This window comes from Alteromonas sp. AWM4_230 (assembly GCF_056158305.1).
Window position 1 is genome coordinate 1,596,858 of the sequence record NZ_JBSWTB010000001.1, and the last position, 21,319, is coordinate 1,618,176.

At 43.8% G+C, this 21,319-nt stretch carries 12 protein-coding genes; 5 read left to right on the forward strand and 7 right to left on the reverse strand.

The genetic code is table 11. The annotated features are described in order from the left end of the window. Positions 1 to 544 precede the first annotated feature (544 nt). On the forward strand, positions 545 to 1,387 hold the full coding sequence (locus tag ACXACS_RS06815; protein WP_474805326.1) for a mechanosensitive ion channel family protein: 843 nt from the start codon (positions 545 to 547) through the stop codon (positions 1,385 to 1,387). An 82-nt stretch (positions 1,388 to 1,469) separates the two neighbouring features. Here ACXACS_RS06815 and ACXACS_RS06820 read toward each other — a convergent pair whose 3' ends face one another. Beyond that, positions 1,470 to 2,267: a M48 family metallopeptidase gene (locus tag ACXACS_RS06820; RefSeq protein WP_474805327.1), complete on the reverse strand. Its 798-nt coding sequence runs from the start codon at positions 2,265 to 2,267 to the stop codon at positions 1,470 to 1,472. Between the two features lie 408 nt (positions 2,268 to 2,675). Here ACXACS_RS06820 and ACXACS_RS06825 point away from each other — a divergent pair, with 408 nt between their 5' ends. After that, complete coding sequence (locus ACXACS_RS06825; RefSeq protein ID WP_474805328.1) at positions 2,676 to 4,478, forward strand: choice-of-anchor I family protein; 1,803 nt, start codon at positions 2,676 to 2,678, stop codon at positions 4,476 to 4,478. Positions 4,479 to 4,625: 147 nt separating this feature from the next. On the opposite strand, the gene ACXACS_RS06830 is transcribed toward ACXACS_RS06825, so the two are convergent. From ACXACS_RS06830 to ACXACS_RS06845, 4 genes are all read right to left on the reverse strand, one after another. Further along, positions 4,626 to 7,652 carry a TonB-dependent receptor gene (locus ACXACS_RS06830; protein WP_474805329.1) on the reverse strand — a complete coding sequence of 1,009 codons (3,027 nt, stop codon included), beginning with the start codon at positions 7,650 to 7,652 and terminating at the stop codon, positions 4,626 to 4,628. Positions 7,653 to 7,736: 84 nt separating this feature from the next. Further along, the gene (locus tag ACXACS_RS06835; protein ID WP_474805330.1) at positions 7,737 to 10,451 is read right to left on the reverse strand and encodes a poly(beta-D-mannuronate) lyase; all 2,715 of its coding nucleotides are present in this window, start codon (positions 10,449 to 10,451) and stop codon (positions 7,737 to 7,739) included. A 380-nt stretch (positions 10,452 to 10,831) separates the two neighbouring features. Further along, a complete protein-coding gene (locus ACXACS_RS06840) occupies positions 10,832 to 12,145 on the reverse strand; it encodes an MFS transporter (protein WP_474805331.1) in 1,314 nt (437 codons plus the stop codon). A gap of 51 nt (positions 12,146 to 12,196) precedes the next feature. Then, complete coding sequence (locus ACXACS_RS06845; protein ID WP_474805332.1) at positions 12,197 to 13,075, reverse strand: NAD(P)-dependent oxidoreductase; 879 nt, start codon at positions 13,073 to 13,075, stop codon at positions 12,197 to 12,199. Between the two features lie 625 nt (positions 13,076 to 13,700). On the opposite strand from ACXACS_RS06845, the gene ACXACS_RS06850 reads away from it, so the two are divergent. The 3 genes from ACXACS_RS06850 to prsR all read left to right on the forward strand — a co-directional run bounded on the left by ACXACS_RS06850 (position 13,701) and on the right by prsR (position 18,611). After that, positions 13,701 to 14,825: a beta-ketoacyl-ACP synthase III gene (locus ACXACS_RS06850; protein ID WP_474805333.1), complete on the forward strand. Its 1,125-nt coding sequence runs from the start codon at positions 13,701 to 13,703 to the stop codon at positions 14,823 to 14,825. A gap of 297 nt (positions 14,826 to 15,122) precedes the next feature. Continuing rightward, a complete protein-coding gene (gene prsK / locus ACXACS_RS06855; protein ID WP_474805334.1) occupies positions 15,123 to 17,168 on the forward strand; it encodes an XrtA/PEP-CTERM system histidine kinase PrsK in 2,046 nt (681 codons plus the stop codon). Positions 17,169 to 17,249: 81 nt separating this feature from the next. After that, a complete protein-coding gene (gene prsR / locus ACXACS_RS06860; RefSeq protein WP_474805335.1) occupies positions 17,250 to 18,611 on the forward strand; it encodes a PEP-CTERM-box response regulator transcription factor in 1,362 nt (453 codons plus the stop codon). Positions 18,612 to 18,764: 153 nt separating this feature from the next. Here the strand turns inward: prsR and ACXACS_RS06865 are convergent, their stop codons facing one another. Next, the gene (locus tag ACXACS_RS06865) at positions 18,765 to 19,082 is read right to left on the reverse strand and encodes a GFA family protein (RefSeq protein ID WP_179984288.1); all 318 of its coding nucleotides are present in this window, start codon (positions 19,080 to 19,082) and stop codon (positions 18,765 to 18,767) included. A gap of 18 nt (positions 19,083 to 19,100) precedes the next feature. Next, positions 19,101 to 21,233, reverse strand: a complete 2,133-nt coding sequence (locus ACXACS_RS06870; RefSeq protein WP_474805336.1) for a tetratricopeptide repeat-containing diguanylate cyclase — start codon at positions 21,231 to 21,233, stop codon at positions 19,101 to 19,103. Positions 21,234 to 21,319: the final 86 nt, after the last annotated feature.

Sequence of the window (21,319 nt, forward strand, 5' to 3'; positions counted from 1 at the left end):
CATACTTAGTGTGTTTTCCTTTATCGGTGCGAAGTGAATACAAAAATAAACACAAAACAACCGAAAATAGGGTTATGAGAAGCAACATGCGTTAATCCTTTAAGTGACATAGTTTGCTAAAGCTCGTTCACAAGAAATAAAACAAATTCATCAAAAACGATAATTTGGTTTAGTTCTTATGAGACTTTAGTCTAAAACTTTAAGGCTAAAAAATCATCAAAAAAAAAGTCTTAAAACTCGGTAACTTCCGACAAAGTTAAAAAGACAACAAAGCGCATTCAAGCTTCGGTGTAAAATAGTGCATTTGTTGAGTGACATGTGTGTGACAATTATTCAAAAAAATACTTAAACTTTGGTATACGTTGTACCCAAGATTAGCGTTATGTATCGCTACTTTTGGATAATGCTAACACTATCAAAGGCCTATGGGGCTTAGACTTTAGGGCGAATTTATGCTGTTTGGACCTATTGTGTATTGGTGATAATACGAATAGCTGCTACCGTATACGTGCTAATTACAACTAACCATGACAAGGACCATATTATGGAAGAAAAACTCTCACTTTTTTCAGCAAGTGATGTTGAAAGGTACATAAACGACTACGCCATTCCGTGGGGTATCAACATTTTAATGGCAATAGCGATTTATGTAGTCGGTAAAATCGTAGTTGGATTTATTTTGTCTTTATTTAGACGCCTGATGGCTAAGTCTAAATATGATGACATGTTAGTAGATTTCCTAGAGGCGATAATCAGCGCTATTTTGATGTTATTCGTTATAGTAGCGTCACTGAATCAACTAGGTGTGGATACTACTTCTCTTGTTGCTATTTTAGGTGCGGCTGGTTTAGCCATTGGTCTGTCACTTCAAGACTCACTTAAAAACTTTGCAGCAGGCGTAATGCTATTAGTATTTAAGCCGTTCAAAGCAGGTGATTTTGTTGAAGCTGCGGGTACTGCTGGATCAATCAAAAAGATTGGTATTTTCACAACTACAATGAATACGCCTGATAACAAAGAAATTATCGTTCCAAACGGTAATATCTATAGCGGTAACATCACTAACTACTCTGCTAAAGATACTCGCCGTGTAGATATGGTTGTTGGTATTGGTTATGACGCTGACTTGCTTAAAGCTAAGCAAGTATTGCAAGAAATGGTTGCAGCAGACGACAGAATTTTAGCTGAACCTGCTCCAACTGTAGCGGTTTCTGAACTTGCCGATAGCAGCGTTAACTTTGTAGTACGCCCTTGGGTAAATGCTGCAGATTTCTGGGCAGTTAAGTTCGATTTTACAGAGCAAGTTAAACTTCGCTTTGATAAAGAAGGTATATCAATTCCATTCCCACAAATGGATGTGCACCTACACAAACAAGACGGCGAGTAATCGTTATCTTGAAAACGAAAAACGCTGCTTGATGCAGCGTTTTTTTTTGCCTAAAAAAGTATAACTCTATAAGACTGTACTTTTATTTACAGTTAGGTCGATAAGCAGTAGCCTGATAGTCAGCATAGGCAGCGGGCATATTTGCCTGTAAATTATCTATTCTTGTTTGTGGCGCAGGGTGGGTAGATAGTAATTCCATTGGGCGTTCACCGCCGCTCGCCGCATCCATATTTTGCCACAAGTTTACAGACTGCCTTGGGTCAAACCCAGATTTCGCCATCAACTGAAGACCGATAACATCGGCTTCCGATTCATGGGTTCTGCTAAAAGGTAACTGAACACCTACTTGCACGCCTAAACCAATCGCTGCCATGATAGGGCCTGATTGAGGAACTTCGTTCGCGGCCAACACTTGACCTACTGCCTGACTACCTACATTAATTAACGTTGACTGAGACATACGCTCGTTACCGTGCTCTGCTATAACGTGTCCTACTTCGTGACCAATAACAGCTGCTAGCTGATGTTGATTTTCCGCTACGTTAAGTAACCCGGTATATACGCCTATTTTCCCGCCAGGTAACGCGAAAGCATTAACCTGTTCATCTTCAAACACTACTACTTCCCATTGACCACTAAAAACGCTTGTCGGAACTTGGGCAGTAATGGCGTTTGCAACGCATTCCACATAGGTATTTTGTACTGCTTTACTCGATATTTTTAGCTCTTCTTTCATACCTGAAAAAGCTTGATCGCCCATTTGTGCTAGCTGAGCTTCTGAATAAAGTAATACTTGATTTCTGCCGGTAGGAGATGTTGCACATGCAGTTAATGTGAGCGCAGCAGCAATAACCGCTGAGGCAGTGAATTTCAATTTCATAGTTAATCCTTTTGATTGCTGAATACACTCATTTTTCGTGACGCTGTCACAAAAAATGATATTCCATTCAGTTTATACATCTGTTTGACCGTATTAGTATCAGATAGCGAGAGCAAATAAAACTAGACCTTCGCGCTAAAGATACTGCTTTGTGCTCACGGGCGTTTCTATTGGATTCAATAAGTAATAAAAGATGTTGAAATATGCACTTACAATTGGCGCAAAGTCGGCTAGGTGTGTACTTTTTATAGAAAAATGACACGCTTTTGCCTTCTTAATATTTGTGTCATAAACTGATTTTAATTTATACATAGAAGTTGAATAAATTTTCTGGTGTACTAAGAGCAGAAATCCCAGATTTCTCGGACCTCGCAACGTACGACAAAAAACAAATAAAAAGGAAATCAAATGGCAGTGCGTAACAAGTTTAAATACGGATTAATTGCATTTTTAGTTTCAGCTGCGCTCACAGGATGCGGCCTTGATGGTGACGATGGTGCTCAGGGTGAAACAGGGGCACAAGGGCCACAGGGCGAACAGGGTGATCCAGGTACTGATGGCAGCGACGGCACCGATGCTTCTATCGGTATTGCAATGGATATCGTTGGTCGTGCCTTCTTAGGCAATCAAACGGCAGCTGAAATCGTTCAATATCATTCTGATTCCAGCACTATTTACGCCACTAACGGCGAAACAAATACAATTGCAGTTATTGATGCCTCAGGCGTTAGTACGGCAACAATGTCAGATCCAATCAATACGACCACGCTAACACCGACTACGATAGCATTACCTGCTGACATTAACGGTGTGGCACTAGGCAGTTTAACAAGCATTGCAATAAGCGGTGACCTTATGGCCGTTGCAGTACCTGCGGATGTTAAAACTGATAATGGTTACGTGTTGTTTTACAACGGACTTGATAGCTCTGCTCCCGCATTTTTAGACTCGGTAGAGGTAGGCGCACTACCTGATATGGTCACTTTCACCCCTGATGGTGGTAAAGTGTTAGTGGCCAACGAAGGCGAACCGTCTGATGACTATACTGTTGATCCTGAAGGTTCTATCACGGTTATCAACATTCTTGCCAGTGGTGAGCCTGAAGAAACAGGCACTACCGTAGGCTTTAGCGCATTTAACGGCAGTGAAGCTGAGCTTATAGCACAAGGAATGATGTTCCCAAATCCAGCAGGACGCACAATTAATGGAACAGCTATCACCTCAACTGTAGCGAAAGACCTAGAGCCTGAATATATTACGGCGACTAACGACGTTGCCTATGTAAGCCTTCAGGAAAACAATGGCCTGGCGATATTAGATTTAGAAGAGTTAACCGTGGATGTTGTTGGTTTAGGGACTAAGTCTTGGGCTGGCCTTAACATAGATATCCAAGAGGATGATGCGGTTAGCTTTGGCCAATATACTGGCCTGTATGGTGTATATCAGCCAGATACTATCGCTAATTTTACGTGGAAAGACGCAACTTTCATCGTGACGGCGAACGAAGGTGACGCCCGTGAGTACTTCTTTGAAGCTGCTGATGAAGCTGCATGTACTGCCGCTGGTGGTGTTGATTTCGACGAAGATGATGGTTGCCTTGCCTACACAGATGAAGTGAAAGTAGAAGACCTAACGGCTGCTGCAAACTCTGAATTGGCCATGCTACAAGCAACAGGTGAGGCTGATGATTTACGTGTAACTTCAGCTATGGGTGATGCTGATGGAGACGGTGAGTACGAGGCAGCATACGCTTATGGTGCGCGCTCATTTACCATTTGGGATCAAAACGGCTTAGTGGTTTATGACTCTGGCGACGATTTTGAACGCATTACCGCTTCAGTTCACGGCGCACAGTTCAATAACGGTGACGACGAAAACGCTAGCGATTCACGTTCTGAGAACAAAGGACCAGAGCCAGAGGCATTGACCGTGGGTCAAGTTGGCGACCGTACTTATGCATTTATCGGTACAGAGCGCATGGGGGGTATTTTTGTTTACGATGTAACGAACCCTTACGATGTTCAATTTGCTGAGTATGTGATCAACCGCAATCTTACCGAAGGTTTAACCAGCGATGATGTTATTGGTGACCTTGCGCCAGAAAGTTTGGTATTTGTTAGCGCTGACGACAGCCCAAGTGGTGTGCCTCTTCTTGTTGTAGGCAATGAAGTTAGCGGTACAGTATCGGTATGGCAAATTAACCAGCTGTAATTTAACACTAAATAGTTAAACAAAAAACCGCTTAATTAAGCGGGTTTTTTATTATCTAATAAAAAAGCCCGAGCTTGAACTCGGGCCTTTCAGAGTCGCGTAATGCCTTGCGTTTGCTAAGGCATTATCTGTTGCGATTGGAAGTGCTTAGTACTTAACCGTGACACCTGCAAACAAGCGAGGACCATAGTCGTTAACTTCGCCAAGGTTACCTTGAACGTAGTAGTCTTGAGACTTAGGTGCGCTGAATAGGTTAATTGCTTCAACCTTAACACGTACGTGGTCATTAACCTTGTACGATGCGCGTGCTTCCCACACACCTACCTCGTCTACGTAACGCAAGCGCGTCCCGTTGCTGGTGTAAGGTTGGAAATATTCGCTTCTGTACTTATAGATAAGCGCTGTATCTAGGTCTCCAATCTGGTAATAAACCTGACCGCTAAACACATGCTCAGAGAATCCAGGTACGGCGCCCGGAGGTATGATACCTTGGGTTAACTGAGTAGTATTACCGTCAAGGTCGGTAATAAATGTATCACCGTAATTACTATCCTCAAACTCGTAATCTGTGTCAGCATAGTTATAACCAAACTTAACACCAATACCGCTATCCCAACGATAAGCGATTGAGGTTTCGATACCAATGATGCTGCTGCTTTCGTCTGTTGTTACAGAGTTAGTAATAGGCAAGTCATAATCATCGCCCTCAATTTCAAACGTTTCTAGCACCGTTTGCTGTTGGAAGCCACCGTTAAACTGCTTGTAGTAAACACCGAAAGCAAAAATTGAGTCTTCATTCGGATACCATTCAATGGCAACGTCATAGTTCCAAGACATAAGTGGCTTAGTACTCGGGTTACCAGAACCGTTTACGCCAACAATTAAGTCTGAAATAGTCGTAGGAGCCACTTCATCATCAGTTTGGAACGTACGGCTAAAGCCTAGGTCTGATGGGTCTGCGCGAGACATACCGCGATAAATACCAGCACGTAGCAGAATATCGTCGCTATAATCCATTACGAAGTTAGCGCTAGGCAGCACTTCAGTGTAGCTACCACCACCTTCGATACGCTCAACTACTGAGTCATCTTCAACAAGTGTCAGTGTACCCAGTTCACCTTCAATAACTTCAAATGAATTTCTGAAGCCAATTGAAGTAACTTCAGTGTTTACAACACGAACACCAAAGTTACCGCGAATGAATTTACCCCACATTTCTGTGTCGTAGTTCGCCATCAAATAACCGGCATAAGTGCGCTCAGTGACATCTATTGTTCCCGAGTTTTCATATTCCAACTCAGGGTAATCGAAATCATCGCCGTTAGATGCAGCTACGGCACGGGCGAAGCAGTTGTTGTCATAGGTTGCCCACGAAGAACCAGTGCCGCTATCTACGGTATTTCCGTCTCCATCAACGTGAGTAATAATGTCACCGTCTGAAACAGAAGATAAGAAGTCACTTTCTGGGAAGTCAATTTGACAGCCTTGCATAAGCGCAATTGCTTGGGCGATCTCTTCTTCGTCAGATGAGCCTTCAGTAGGAGAGAACGTCCACTCAGTTCTAGAACCGTTGCCCTGAGAGCCACCAAGTTGAACGAATGTCATTTCAGATGCACGTAAGCCACCTTCGATGCTTACGAAAACGTCGTGGTCAAGAATATAGCTGAAATCTACCCTAGCCGACTTAACTTCGTTTTCGCGCGTATTTTCTCTGTCTGCACGGGTACGTAAGCTATCGTAGAAGTTAGTGATATCAGTCACGTCAAAGTTCTGTACCGTGAAATGAGGAATATCATCACCCATATCCCACGAGAAGAATTGTCTGTCTTCGGTGCGGGCACGGTTTGAAATTTGTAGCTCTTCACGCTCGGTTTTTGAGTAGGCAAGGTCGAAACTTAACGTTAATGCATCAGTAGCGAAGTGCTCTACGTTAATACCAAAACCGTGGTAAGTCTCGTCACGCGAGAACTGTTCACCAGAGCTTTCAATACGATCTTGACCTTCCCAGTGTAGAATGCCGCCCACATCATTGGTTACTAACGTAGGGCCGGTCAAGCCAGGTATCGCACGCTTTTGTAGGAAGATTAAGTCGTGTCTTGCTTCTTGTTGCAAGCGATTCGAGTACTGGAAGTCAGTGTTAATATCCCAGGCGTCATTAGGCTGAAACTGTAGTGCTAAGAAGAATGCATCTCGCTCATCAGATGTTTCGTTTTGACGATAGCTACGAGAACTACCTGTCCACGCATAAGGTGAACCTGCACTGATTGCCTCACCAGTTTCTGGGTCGATTTCTGTGTTGTAGCCTTGGTTTGAGCTACCGCTAACCTGGTCTTCACAGTCGCCAGCGCTGCTGCGGAAAAAACCTTCATTAGTGTTGGTAGGATCGTTCAAACACGCCCATAGTGAAGAGCCCGTCGGGCTTGAGCTTCTGTACTCGGCCTCAGGTTGAGTTATATCCTGGCGCTGGGCACCGATAGAGATACCTAACGCAGAGCCGTTATTGAACTCAAACTGGTCAACATAGCTTATCGTTCCACGATAGCCTAAGTCACTGTGCAGTGAGTTATCTACATTGCCTTCGTCAGGGTTATAGTTGCCTTTAACTTCACCCTGAATACGCTGTTTGCCGTAATCAAGAGGGGCAACAGTTTCAAGGGCGATAACACCAGCCACACCACCTTCAATCATAGAGGCGTCTTGGGTTTTATAGATAGCAATTTTCTTAACCAGTTCGCTTGGGAACTGTGAGAAATTAACCGAACGGTCACCGCTACCGTTAGTCGCTTCACGGCCGTTAATGTGCGTCGCACTTAAGAACGGACCTAGACCACGAATAGTAATTTCTGTAGCACCACCATTTTCACGGTGTGATGCTGCGCCCGTAATTGATTCTAGTGCTTCACCAATAGAAAGCGCAGGTAGATCACCAATGTCTTCGGCCGATAAGCCGTCAACAACAGTAGTAGATTCGCGCTTGATTGAAATTTGGTCTTGTATAGTACGACGTGAGCCAACAACGTCGATAACTTCTACGTCCTCCGCCGCGGTCTGCTCTTGCGTTTCTTGCGCTTGTACTGAAAAAGCGGCAGTGCTGGCTACACCAGCGATGAATGCGGCTCTTACCCAACGCGCAGTTGGGTTTAGGGTAAAGGGTGTGCTTCTTTTCAACGACATTACAATTTCTCCGTTGTGTTATCGATGCACTAACGCCCCGAAGGGCGCAGTGACTTAATGTGTAGGGTATTTGTGTTTTATGTATTAATTATCTGCCGTCCATGTAGAGCCAGCACCTACATCAGTAGACTGAATGTAGTAAAGCCCTTTAGCTCCAGCGACTGCTTGTGCACCGTTCGGGTCGGTTTCAATTAGACCGTTGGTAGCGGTAACAAACTCTGGCACTTCCTTGCCATTGTCTGCGGGGGCTTGGTCGATAGCGCCGTCGGTATCAAATTCGCCGTTGCCGTTAAGGTTGCGAATGTCTACCCAAGACTCATCTTCAACATCGCCCGATGCATAGCTATCGGTAAAGCCGAAGTTGTTAGAAAGTAGTGATTCTTCGTGGTTAATTAGATCACAGTCGTATTCAAAAGCGTGGTCACTACTAATCGCTTCAGAATCAAATGCAAGCCCAAGCGTGCTTTCTTTATCTGCTTCGTTAAAGCCATTTGCAATTGCATTAGCATCGAAGTCGATTACAAAGAAGTTTTTGGTAAGACCATAAAGAACTGGCGCGTTATCTGCAGTTAGTTCGTCACAGTCACCCACAGGTGCTCTGCTGCCAATCTCGGTGCTGAACACAATGGGTTGAAGTGAGTTTAGTACGGTATTCTTGGTAACAGTTAGCGTTAGGTCACCGCTGCCGTCAAGCACAGCTTGGTTACCTGCGTTAGGTACACCGCCGTCAGCTTGAGAAAATGGGTTAGCCGTGAACACTAAGCCGCCAGCTTCTTTATTGCCTGAACGAATACCTGCAATGTAGTTATTCGTTACCGTATGACCGAGCGGTGTCATCAATACACCACTTGGGCGTTCGTCTGAACCAGAAATATCAGTGGTCCGAATAATGATATTGTCAGCAACGGTGTTAAACCCACCGTCTTCTAAGGAAATACCGCCTTTCGGGTCAATAATCGTGTTACCTTGAATAGTAGCGCCAGACGTTTGAACACGCATTAGGCGACGGCCTGAAGTGAAGTTATCAATACGGTTGTACTGAACAACAAAGTTAGCGTCTTCTGCCGCATCTGCACCCGTAGTGCTTCCGATGTTAAGAAGCAGTAGGCTTGATTGGTTGAAGTTCGGGTTAACCGCATTTTCAAACAAATTGTACTGGATTGTATGGTTTAGGCCCGAAGAAGAGAGCTTGATTACCGAGCCTTTAACCGCGTTGTTTCTATTGCGGAAGGTATTACGCTCAATCATGGCGCCTTCACCATTAACAACAAGCCAATGATGAGTTTCTTCATTCAATGTGGTCTGGTCGCCGTCCATTGTATTTTCAGCAAAAGTGAAGTTATCGCCTTCTGAATAAATAACTGCGGCTGCTTCGCTTTCACAGTAAGAATCTAATGCCGTATCAATGCTTTCAAAACGCATGCCCTTTATTGCTGCACCGTCTACAGTACTAGCAACATTTATACATGCTTCACCAGATATGACCGGCGTTTCGCCTTCTACTGCAGTCATGGTTACAGCACTGGTTAATAAAATTGGTGCTAGGTCAGCATAAACGTTGGTGTTTAGACCTAAGACATCGCCGTCGGCAAGGCCGCTATTAAGTGCACTTTCAAGACCGGCTTTATCGTTAACTACAGTAGTATAAACAATGGTATCAACAGCATCTGATGCTGAACCTTCAAAACCGTCATTATCGGTGTAAGAGGCTTCTACAGAAATGATTGCGCCAGCGTTAGCACTTGGTGTGAAAGTGCTGCTGTTGCTATCAGCAATCGCTACGCCATCAGCAAACCATGTGTATTCAACGCTTGCTTCGTCAAACCCATTATTGTCTGTCAGTGTTGCCGTTAATACACCGTCTACCAAATAAGGGACGGTTCCCGTTATTTCAATTGAGCCAGCCTCGTCAACAGCTTGCTCATTAACAGGAATGGTAGGTTCTGAGGTAATAACTTCTTCAAAACCATTATCATCAGTATAAGACGCTTCTACCGTAATGACCTGGCCTACAAGGCTTGCGTCAACGACGTAACTGCTTTGAGTAGCACCTGAGATGGCAACGTCATCGCCATACCATTGGTATGTCACTTCACCGGTAGCGCCATCTTCATCGCTAATTTCTGTAGAAAGGGTGTTGCCAACAGTAGGCGTGCCTACAATAACGATTGCACCTTCTGAATTTACGCGACCTACAGGGTCTGTTGGTTCAGACATAGGGGCTTCATCGAAGCCGCGGTTATCAGTAAAAGCCGCTGATACGGTAATAACCTTACCAAACTCATTTTCTGTAAGCGTGATTGTAGATGTAACTTCATTCTCAATAGCAACATCATCTGCATACCACGTATAAACAATGCTTTCTGGTTCTACACCGTTTTCATCTGAAACTGTGGCAGTAAGCATACCGCCTACTACAACATCGCCAGAGATGGCAATACTTGACTCAAACGCTATTGCCATTACATCACTTGTTGGTTCACTCACGTGAGATTCGTTAATACCACCATCGTCAGTATAAGAGCCTTGCACCGTAATAGCCGAACCAATTTGATCGTCAGTAAGAGTAAAACTTGCACCGCTTGCGTCAGCAATAAGTTGATTGTCAGCGTACCAAAAGTAGTTTACGTCTGATGAAATACCATCTGGGTCGCTGACTGAGGCAGTTAGCGTTTCGCCAGAAGTTGGCGTACCAGATAGCGTGATACTACCTAGGGTATTAGGGTTGTTGTCAGAATCTACATCACATCCCGTAATGGCTGCGGCTATGGCGCAAAGTGCAAATGCTTTAATCTTCATGATGGCATCGTGCTCCAAGTTTAATTATAGGGTGGTAAAGTTTTTATTGTATTTTGGTGTTACCAATATGTGTATTTGTTTTTACCAAATTGGTAATAAGGCTAATAAAAACACAATTTATTAACATTTGCTAGCAAATTTACTAAATTTCTTAAAAATTAAGACGTTTAAAATGAGCTCGATAAGAGGGATTGGCGGAATTGGTCAGACAGGTCTGGGGTCAGAGTACTTTTTAGGCTCGAAGTCAGAGTACTTTTCACTGTGACATCCAAATGAGTTTTAGGTTAGGGGCAGGTTATAGACACCTGTTAATTGCGTTTACGTTATGGGTAAAAAATGCGCTACCAGACACCTAATAATTCTGATAGCGCACCAATTTACTAACTCTTAGGCTTAAGCATTTCTATTTTTGGGATAAGAAGCCAAATGGCTGCAATTGCAATGATAGCTAACGACGCTCCGATGACGAAGGCTGGCGTATAATTTCCATCTGCAGTAAGCCATGGAACCAAAGATGTTAAGCCCACCGCACCCAGCTTCGCCGCCATACCTGAAAAACCAGATAGCGTACCCACAGCTTTTTTACCAAATAAATCGCTCGGAAGGGTTTGAACGTTACCTATTGCTGTTTGGAAACCGAAAAGGATAACCGCCATAATAAGCACCGCTACCGTTGGCGCGCCAGGGTCTGACATTGCGATAAGAGCAGGGAGCATTATTAGACAACCCAAGGTGATAACTAGCTTCCTTGTCTTGTTCGGCGTCCAGCCAGCCGCTATACGATTTTGCGCCAACAAACCGCCAAACCATGCGCCAAGCATTGCGCCCACATAGGGCACCCAGCCGTATATACCTATCTCGGTAACGTTCATGCCATACACTTCGTTAAGGTAGATAGGGATCCAGAATACAAATAACCACCAAATAGGGTCGATTGCCGCCGAAGCGATAATTACGCCCCAGCTTTCTTTGCGAGAAAGCAGTTCACCTGTTGAAGGGCTGTATTCCTCCATTTCCTTGGCATTACCATTTTCATCTTTATCTTCGCTCACAGTACGCTGACCAGAAAGAATATAGTGTTTTTCTTCCTCAGTAATCCATGCGTGCATCGCTGGTGGAGCTTTAACTATGATAACCCAAGGCAATAGCCATAAAAGACCGATGACACCTACGATAATAAATACCGCCTGCCAGCTAAAATGCAGAGTTAAAAAGCCAATGATTGGAAAGGCTATGATGCCACCAATAGCCGCACCAGAGTTAAAGATGCCTTGGGCTAGCGCACGTTCTTTCGTAGGAAACCATTCGGCGTTACCTTTGGTTGCACCAGGCCAGTTACCAGCTTCGGCAATACCTAAAATCGATCTGAAGATACTGAAGCTCAACATGCCTTGCGCAAATGCATGAGCAATAGTGGCGAGTGACCAAACACCGATAGAAAGAACGAAGCCAATTCGCGTTCCAATCCAGTCGAAAATCTTACCGAAAATCGCCTGGCCAAACGCGTAAGAGAAAACAAACACGATGGAGATATTAGCGTAAATCTGTTTCCTTTCTAACGCTGATTCATCGGGAAACAAGTCTTCTACAATAGCAGGCCATAATACGCTTAAAGCTTGTCTATCGATGTAATTTATAATTGTTGCGAGAGCAATAAGTGTAATTACCCACCAACGTAGACCTTGAATTTTCACGGCATCACTTCTCTTTTAGGTTGTGTATAGTTTCGCCTGAGCGTTCGTTTACTACTTATCTAATTTGACAAAATAGTCGTAGATTTCAGGTACGTTGCCGTTACCCAAGCCGGCGTCTAATGCTGCTTGTAAATTAGCAGATGAACCTTCAGCAATTTTTGACTCAGTACCTAAGTCTTCTACCATCTTCAAGAAATAGCCTAAATCCTTGTTGGCATTAGCAATAGAAAAGCCTAAGTCACTATTATTATCCACTGCATAGTTTTTGCAGAATTGCATAAATGGCGAGTTAGATGGACCTGCAGACATGATGTCGAAAAGCTGTTGGCGGTCAACGCTAGCGCGCTCTGCTACAGCAAAAGCTTGTGACATTGCACATACGGTGGTCATACCCATGAAGTTATTAATCAGTTTTGTAGTGTGACCTGCACCAAGCTGACCGAGGTAAAAGACATTTTCACCTTGTTCATCAAGAACTGGTTTCACTTTTTCAAACGTTTCTTTGTCGCCAGACGCCATAATATTAAGTAGGCCATCTTTCGCATGTGCAGGAGTTCGACCTAGTGGTGCATCTACCATACCTACGCCTTTGGCTGCTAAGTCTGCGCCAATTTTTCTTGTTGAAGAAGGAATAGAAGTTCCAAAATCAATAACCACGGCACCTTCTTTTAGCCCCGCCATAATGCCGTCTTCAGCATACATTACTGATTCGACAATATTCGATGTCGTTAAGCAAAGCATGACGATATCCGCGGTTTCAGCTAATTCCTTACCTGTTTTTGCAACCTTTGCGCCGCGTTCGGTGCACTTAGCCACTGCATCAGGGTTTAAGTCCATAACTGTGGTTGGAAAACCTTTGTTTAAAAGGTTTTCAACCATGTTGCCGCCCATTAGACCAAGTCCGATGAAACCAATTGATGGTTTAGACATTATCTTTTCCTCATAAGTAAAATTTCGAAGGTTAGATACAACCTCGTCACCTTTGGTATCACCTAGTCTTAAACAGATTATTGCCGAAAAAACGGCACTGAATAATCGAGAGACTATTGTTATTACCAATTTAATGTTTAAACCCTATTTCTATCTTGCCAATTTGTCAACCAATATCGCGTTGAAGGTCATTATTTTGTAAATAAATTGTAGAGGTGTGAGGGCGTCTATTTGCTAGTCACTTTAATTTACGCTCGTTTTAAATCTCTAACTCTTTAATATTTTGAGGTTTCTGTTTGCTTACTTAAGCTGTGGATGTGAAAGGGAAAGAAGTTAATTTTGTTTCTTTGAATAAACAATTCTTTTTAATGTAGTTCAATGGATGCTGTTTTATTGGTCAAGTCAATTCTATTTCAGCAGCGATTTAGGTGTTTGAGAGGGAACGGTGGCTTTCACCATAGTTACAGTGACCACGGATTAAGGTAAGCTATAGCTCATAAAACGCAGTCGTATTGCTAACAAAAGGTACGATTAGGCTTAATTGCACTGGCACCGTAGCGTGAAGGACACGAAGTAACGCGACGTTTTAAAAGCCAGAAGTGTTAACAGATAATAGAGAATGCTTATGTCTCAACAAATAGTGATTAGCGGTGTGGGTGTTTGGCACCCAAAAGACAGTATTACCAATGAAGAACTAGTAGAAAGTTATAACGCATACGCCGACGCGTTTAACGCTGAAAACAAAACTAAAATTGAAGCAGGTGAGCTAGCCGCCGTGCCTTACTCAAGTGCAGAGTTTATTGAAAAGGCGTCGGGAATTATAAGCCGCTATATTTATCAAAAAGAGGGCGCGCTAGACATCACTCGCATGAAACCAAAAATTGCGCCGCGAGAAGATGATGAACTTTCTCATCAGGCAGAAATTGCCGTTGAAGCCGCTAAGTTAGCTATGGCTTCAGCGAACGTGAGTTCGGATGAAATTGATGCCGTCATTGTATCGTGTGCCTATACACAACGCGCCTATCCCGCTATCGCTATTGAAGTGCAAGAAGCACTGAACATTGAGGGCTTTGGCTTTGATATGTTAGTCGCCTGCTCAGCAGCAACTTTCGGCATGCATCGCGCTTATGAGATGCTAAGCGCTAAAAATGCTACTCGCGTACTTGTTATCAACCCTGAGCTAGTTTCTCCTCAAATTAACTACGCAGACCGCGACAGCCACTTTATCTTTGGTGATGTAGCAACAGCGACTGTGTTAGAACTCGCTGAAACGGCAAAAAGCGAACACGTTTATGACGTACTTAGCACTAAGGCACTGACGAAGTATTCAAATAATATTCGTTCGAATTTTGGCTATATGACCCGTGCTGAAGATGTAGACCCTTACGGTCCTGACAAACTTTTCCACCAAGCTGGGCGCAAAGTATTTAAAGAGGTTTGCCCGATGGCTGCAGCTCATATAGAAGCGCACCTGGCAAGTCATAACATTACACCAGAAGGCGTGAAGCGTTGGTGGCTACATCAGGCTAATATCAATATGAACACCTTAATTTGTAAGCGCTTATTAGGGCGCGATGCAGACAGAACAGAAGCGCCTATCGTACTCGATGAATACGCAAATACTGCTTCTGCTGGTTCTGTCATTGCTTTTGGTTTGAATCATGAAGACTTAGTCTCTGGCGATATCGGTGTGCTTTGCTCATTTGGCGCGGGCTATTCAATTGGTTCCTTGGTAATTCAAAAACGATAAAGGTTTAATCGGTAAAAGCTCATAGCGCAGGCTTGGCCTGCGCATCACAAAGGGCGTAAGTTAACTATTTATTTTGTGAGCCCGTTTTACCAACTCGTTGCTTTATCTAATGCGGCAATAGGACTAGGTGCACAGCATAAGTGCGGTTCTTGCTGCTACTTAGGAGTTATACAAAAAACGAGATGGAGTTTTGCAGCATCTAACATGGTCGGTATATATCGAGTGTTATCAATGTAATGATCTGCTAGCACGCAGATCTATGCCTCCTAATAATGATAATAAAGGTGAGATAAAAGGATGATTTCAGATGTAGGCTACGGGCTAAATAGTCTCGCGCACCTAGCCCTTTTATTGTTATTGCTAACAGTAAGAAAGCCAGGCGTTGCCAAGCACCTGCTTGTCGTTGCGACCGCTGCCACTTTTTTATGGTCGACAAGTTTAATTACCTCGCTGTTCGGCCCCATTTCCCTTAGCTGGCTGTTAAGCGTTGACGTTGTAAAGCAATTGGCTTGGCTTCTGTTTTTGTCTGCTTGTATTCAAACTAACTTCAGTAATATAGCTGCTGTATTAAAACGCCCCATTACGCTGATTATTGTCGCCCCAGCGCTTATCGCGCTTCTTGCACCCTATTTATTGGCAATTAACCCTGCGTGGAGCTTTCTCGTTTTAATCGTACTTTCTTTAGAAGTTCTTGTACTTTTAGAGGTTGTTTATCGGCAAGCAGGAAGAGAGCAGTGGGCCTTCAAACCGCTTATTATCTATCTTGGCGCAACAAATTTGTTCGAATTTGTAACCTACGCTAATGCGACCATGGTTAACCAAGTGGAAATTGGTTATATCGCTGCACGGGGTTATATCTACTTCTTGCTCATGCCTTTACTCGTAATATCAATTCGCCGTATTCATCACTGGGGGATAGATATATTTATATCCCGCGATGTCGTCTTACATAGCTCGTTATTACTTGTAGCGGGCGGTTACTTATTCGTAATGGCTGTGGTTGGCTATGCCATCAACTATGTCGGGGGTAACTGGGGCGCTACCGTACAAATTATCTTGGTGGTGATGTCATTCGCGTTGTTAGCTACCGTATTTTTATCGAATGCCTTTCGTACTAAGATAAAAGTTTTTATTACGAAGCATTTCTTTGCTAATCAGTTCGACTATCGCGTCGAATGGGTGAAGTTAACCCAGTGGCTAACTAGGGCCGGGGATTCGTCATCAGATGTTTATCACGCTGGGCTAACGGGCATGCTTAACGCTATTCAGTATGAATCGGGCCTGCTCTATAGGGTGAATGCAAATGGTTATGAACGTGTGGCCGAAGCATCGCCTATTACAGATATAGCCAGTGAAGCGAAAGGCAGTGCCACCTACACTACGTTAGAAACGTTAGCGCAATATAGTGATAAAAACGGTTGGATTATTGATACAGATGCTTATCTGGTGAAGCCTTTTGATTACGAAGGGTTAAAACTAGACCGCAATGCTTTAAAAGAGTGGGGCTACCAGCTCTTTGTACCTTTCTTGAAAGACGGAGGGTTATGGGGATTTGCCTTACTTGCGCCTGGAGACAAAGAAAAAATTAGTCTCAATTGGGAAGTTAAAGACTATCTTACTGCGGTCTCTGAGCAGGTAGGTACCTATATGCAGCATCATGAGGCGGCACAAGTAGTTGCTGAAAATGCACAGTTTGCTGCGTTTAACAGAATGTCTGCATTCGTACTGCATGATTTAAAAAATGTACTAGCGCAAGTGGACCTTATTTTGGCGAACGCGCAACAACATAAGCACAATCCCGAGTTTATCGACGATACCTTTGAAACTTTAGAACATACTAAAGCTAGAATGGAGAAAATGTTAAAGCAACTCACAGACAAAAAGGCGGTACAGGAAGGGGTTGACGCTGAGCTTTTACTCTCGGAAGTTGCCAAGGATGTGGTAAGTAGTCGTTGCTCAGGTTTAAACCCTATACCGAAAGTGCATGTGCTTAAAGAAACAGCTGTTATGGTTGATAAAGAAAAAGTAGCCAATGTCTTTTACCATTTAATCAGTAACGCGCAACAAGCAACAGGCGATGACGGTGAAGTTGATGTAGTGATAACTGCCAATTCCGACAGCAATATCCAGCTTGTCATGATAGAAGATACTGGCGTGGGGATGGAAAAAAGCTTTATTGAAGAACGTTTATTTAAACCCTTTGATACGACAAAAGGGAATGCAGGTATGGGAATAGGCGCTTACGATGCGAAAACCTATATCGAGTCTATCGGTGGTAAACTAACGGTCCAAAGTGAACCGGGACGCGGTAGCTGTTTTACTCTGCATTTTCCGATAGGATAGACAAATAATTAGAAAGCGGATCCGTACCTGACAAAAATCCACATTCCTCGGATGGATGAAGTAGATTAATAGGATGATGAAATGACCGATACCATTTTGGTAGTAGATGATGATTTAGGCATTCAAAAGCAGCTTAAATGGAGCCTTACGGATTACAATGTTGTTTTTGCTGACGATCATACTTCTGCCATTGCGCAGCTGCGTCGTTTTGAACCTAAAGTGGTTACGCTAGATTTGGGGCTTCCACCAGACCCTGCCAACGCTTCTGAGGGCTTACGAATCCTTCACGACATCATTAAGCTGGCGCCAAGAACAAAGGTCATAGTGGTCACAGGTAACAGTGATAAGCAAAATGCGCTAAAAGCAATTGATTTCGGGGCGTACGATTTTTATCAAAAACCTATCGACTCAGACACTATTAAATTATTGGTCAATCGCGCACTAAACCTGTCGAAATTAGAACATGAGAACAGTATTTTAGCGCGCACGCGTTCAGGTATGTCGAGGATAGTTGGCAATAGTGAAGCTATTCAAAAAGTGGTTCGTCGCGCCGAGAAAATTGCCAACACCGATATCAGCACGCTTCTACTTGGTGAAAGTGGTACCGGTAAAGAAGTGTTTGCACGAAGCATTCATGAACACAGCCCTAGAAAAGATAAACCCTTTGTGGCGATTAACTGTGCTTCTATTCCCGAAAATTTGCTTGAAAGTGAGCTGTTTGGGTATGAAAAAGGGGCATTTACAGGCGCTAATAAAACCACGGTAGGCAAGATTGAAACGGCACAGGGCGGTACCCTATTTTTAGATGAAATTGGCGATATGCCTATTGGTTTGCAAGCTAAGATGCTACGTTTCTTGCAAGAGAGAGTGATTGAACGGGTTGGTGGGCGCAATGAAATTCCCGTTGATATACGCGTGATTTGTGCGACTCACCGAGATTTGCAAGCCATGGTCGCGCAAGAAACCTTTAGAGAAGATTTATATTATCGAGTGGGCGAAATGCCCATTATGATCCCGCCGCTACGGGAGAGGGATCAAGACATTATTCTGCTTGCTCGTACCTTCTTGAACATTTACCGAGAAGAGTTTAAAGCCAAAGCTAAGAGTTTTTCAGAAACGGCGGTCAATGCCATGTTAGCTCACAAATGGCCGGGCAACATTCGTGAGATGCAAAACAAGCTCAAGTCAGCAGTGATTATGGCTGAAGGGACGGTAATACAGCCTGATGACCTAGGGTTAATGCCAGTTGACGCCCACGATGAGCCTGAAACATTAAACTTGCGTGAAGTGAGAGAAATAGCTGAAAGTCGCGCCATACGAAGGGCATATCAAAAAGCGGACAAAAACATGTCGAAAACTGCCGAGCTGCTTGGCGTTACCCGACCTACACTTTATTCGTTAATTGATAAGTATCACATGGAAGACATTAAAAGCAGTGACTAAGCGTTTGTCATCATAGCTTTAGGTGCTAACGGAAAAAGGGTGAGATGCATCCCACCCTTTTCATCCGCGTTATTAAACAGTCAATAGGCTTTGTTGTATATCGCTTGTTCTTATTTAACTGAGCTGAACTGAGCTAAACCGACTAGAACTGCTTTATAAGATAAATTGGCGGTGAGGCTCAGCTAAAGCGTCGTGACCGCTAAACGCGACGTCAAGTAGCACTTTATTTGGGCTCACCTCTATGCATATTACGCTTCCACACACGTTACATACATGGTGCGTTTCACCGTTTGCTTGATGTAACTCGGCTAACGCGGAAGGCGCGCAGTCAATGACAAGCCTTTCTTTTTCAACTGCCATACGCAGTTTACTAGTGTCTGTCTGAGTGAGTGTCTCATCGTCGGCTTCGAACTCATCAATATGTTCAATTTCATATTGAATGGCTTGGCAACTGCAACTTCCTCTATACATATCTCATTTCCTCTACTGCTATTTATCGAGGGTATCTGGCCATTGAATACTGGCTACGTTATTAAAAGACGTGGCAATTCTAGAACCAGGAAAGTTGAACTTAGTATCTAACAAAGTTGGGTGCGCTCTCGGTGTTTCAAGGGTTTCGATAACGCCCACCCAGCCGTTTCTACCGGACAGCTTAGTTGCGTACAGCGCATAATCTACAACGGCAAACGTGCGCTTCCATGCGGTATCAAAATCATCTTCTTTATCTGGGGGAAGAAGAGAGAAACCAATGCTACAGGTAATGTAGATAGGCTCTTCTAAACCGATATCAAAAGAAGTGCGAGCCACCATTTCCCGACAACGCTCAGCCAGCTCTGGTAATTCTTCTCTGTTTGATTGTCGACACACTACTAAGAACTCTTCGCCGCCCCAACGAATAATCAGGTCGGTTTGCCGGAATACCTCTTTTAGGACGCCGGCAAATGCTGACAACACCTTGTCTCCTGCTATATGCCCATAGTCATCGTTAATTCGCTTGAAGTGATCAATATCAATCAGAAGGCAAAGTAAGTCTTGTTTAGACTTATTGGCATTTGGGTTTTGTCTTGCTGAAAATTGACTACGCCTAATTTCGCCCGGAAGCTGTGACTCCAGATAGTGCCTGTTGTACAAGCCGGTTAATGGGTCGCGTAAGCTTACTTCCTCTAGGGTTTTGTAAGCGCGTTCTAGTTCTTGGTTTTTCTCTTGTAGCGTTAGCGTTTGCTGTCTAACTTCGCGACGTAGAATAATAGTTTGTTGGCGCTGTTTGTATCGACTCCAAACTAAAAATGTGAGCAGAAGTGCAGCTAGAGATACACTCCAAAACAAGGTAGTTTGTAAGTTTTCACGTTCAGCTTGGGCAAGTACAAGCTGCTTAGACTCTTCCAGCTTTTCAAGCGTACGGGACTGACGCACAAGCTCGATTTCAGCCTGAAGCCCCTCAATGGCTGACTTGTTTTCTGAGTCGAGTAAAACTTCGCGCAACTGTTGAATGACAGATTGAACATCCAAGGCTTTCTTAAATTCACCTAAAGATACAAAAGCACTAAGCTGCAATGAAAGGAAGCTTAACTGCCCACGAATATCTCTGTTTGTACGCGCATCGATAGTACCTGTTCTCGCTTCTGTAAGTGCCAGTTCGAAATTTTGTTCTTTCATATAGGCTTGAGCGAGGGCGAGTCGGCCTTCTTTCATTAATTTTGTCTGCCCCGATGAACTTGCGAACTGCATGGCTTCTTGCAGAAGCGCTCTACCTTTAGCAACCTCGCCACTTTCAACGAAGGCTTTACCCATTAGCATCTTTGCTTGTGCAATGGCACCAACGTCGTTAGTTGAAAGCAGAAGAGTGAGGCCCTCATTTATGGTTTGTATGGCTTGCTTAATGGCGCCGGATTTTAGTGACAGCTCGCCCATGCGTGTTTTTATTGAACCGAGAAGTTTAGGCGTCCCTGTGCTTTGAATGCTATCGAATGCATCTTGGTAGTAGGTGTGGGCTAACGTGGACTGATTAAGTAAACTATAAATTTCGCCAATGCGAAGAAGGGAGAGGCTCATTTCGTTAGCCATGTTATTTTCCCGAAAGTAACGTAGCGCATTTTTCAGTGGCTCTAACGCCGCTTCTATTTCGCCTTGTTCTTGTTGGATTATACCTAGCTCGAGATTTAATCGGGCTTTTAAAAGATCATCGCCCTCAATTTGAGCGATAGACATTGCGCGCCTGACATAGGTTACGGCATTCGTATAATTAGACAGGTGCCGCTCTGAGGTGGCGAGCTGTAAAAGCGTTGACGCCATTTTATTAAGACGGCCTTCAAGGGTGTAACGCTCTAACGCAGCATTAAAAATGGCTTTTGCTACCTCAAAGCGAGATGCGTTTTGCAGTAGCTCACCTAGTGATGAAAAGGTATCTGCAGGCATCTGCTTTTGTTGCAACGCTTGTTCTAAAAGCAAGAGCGCAGTGCTGTCTGCATCCGAATACTGCTTGGCATTGAGCAGGTTTTCAATTCGTGTAACTTCAGTATGAAAAAGTTCGAATGCCTTTACCGGTTTGCTCGGTATAAGATATACAGCAATCACTAGGGCACACAACAGCACGCGCGCTGTGCTTATTCCTCCACGGCCCATTCTATTGTATCTCCTATACGCTGTCAGAATACGCTTAATACTAAGTATCTCAATAGGCCTTTGGCCTAGCAACTTTATTATTTTGA

Bases quoted from the DNA above. Each gene is read 5' to 3' on its own strand.
- ACXACS_RS06820 (WP_474805327.1), bottom strand. From the start codon at position 2,267: ATGAAATTGAAATTCACTGCCTCAGCGGTTATTGCTGCTGCGCTCACA.
- ACXACS_RS06835 (WP_474805330.1), bottom strand. From the start codon at position 10,451: ATGAAGATTAAAGCATTTGCACTTTGCGCCATAGCCGCAGCCATTACG.
- prsK (WP_474805334.1), top strand. From the start codon at position 15,123: ATGATTTCAGATGTAGGCTACGGGCTAAATAGTCTCGCGCACCTAGCC.
- ACXACS_RS06870 (WP_474805336.1), bottom strand. From the start codon at position 21,233: ATGGGCCGTGGAGGAATAAGCACAGCGCGCGTGCTGTTGTGTGCCCTA.
- prsR (WP_474805335.1), top strand. From the start codon at position 17,250: ATGACCGATACCATTTTGGTAGTAGATGATGATTTAGGCATTCAAAAG.
- ACXACS_RS06815 (WP_474805326.1), top strand. From the start codon at position 545: ATGGAAGAAAAACTCTCACTTTTTTCAGCAAGTGATGTTGAAAGGTAC.
- ACXACS_RS06830 (WP_474805329.1), bottom strand. From the start codon at position 7,652: ATGTCGTTGAAAAGAAGCACACCCTTTACCCTAAACCCAACTGCGCGT.
- ACXACS_RS06845 (WP_474805332.1), bottom strand. From the start codon at position 13,075: ATGTCTAAACCATCAATTGGTTTCATCGGACTTGGTCTAATGGGCGGC.
- ACXACS_RS06850 (WP_474805333.1), top strand. From the start codon at position 13,701: ATGTCTCAACAAATAGTGATTAGCGGTGTGGGTGTTTGGCACCCAAAA.
- ACXACS_RS06825 (WP_474805328.1), top strand. From the start codon at position 2,676: ATGGCAGTGCGTAACAAGTTTAAATACGGATTAATTGCATTTTTAGTT.
- ACXACS_RS06865 (WP_179984288.1), bottom strand. From the start codon at position 19,082: ATGTATAGAGGAAGTTGCAGTTGCCAAGCCATTCAATATGAAATTGAA.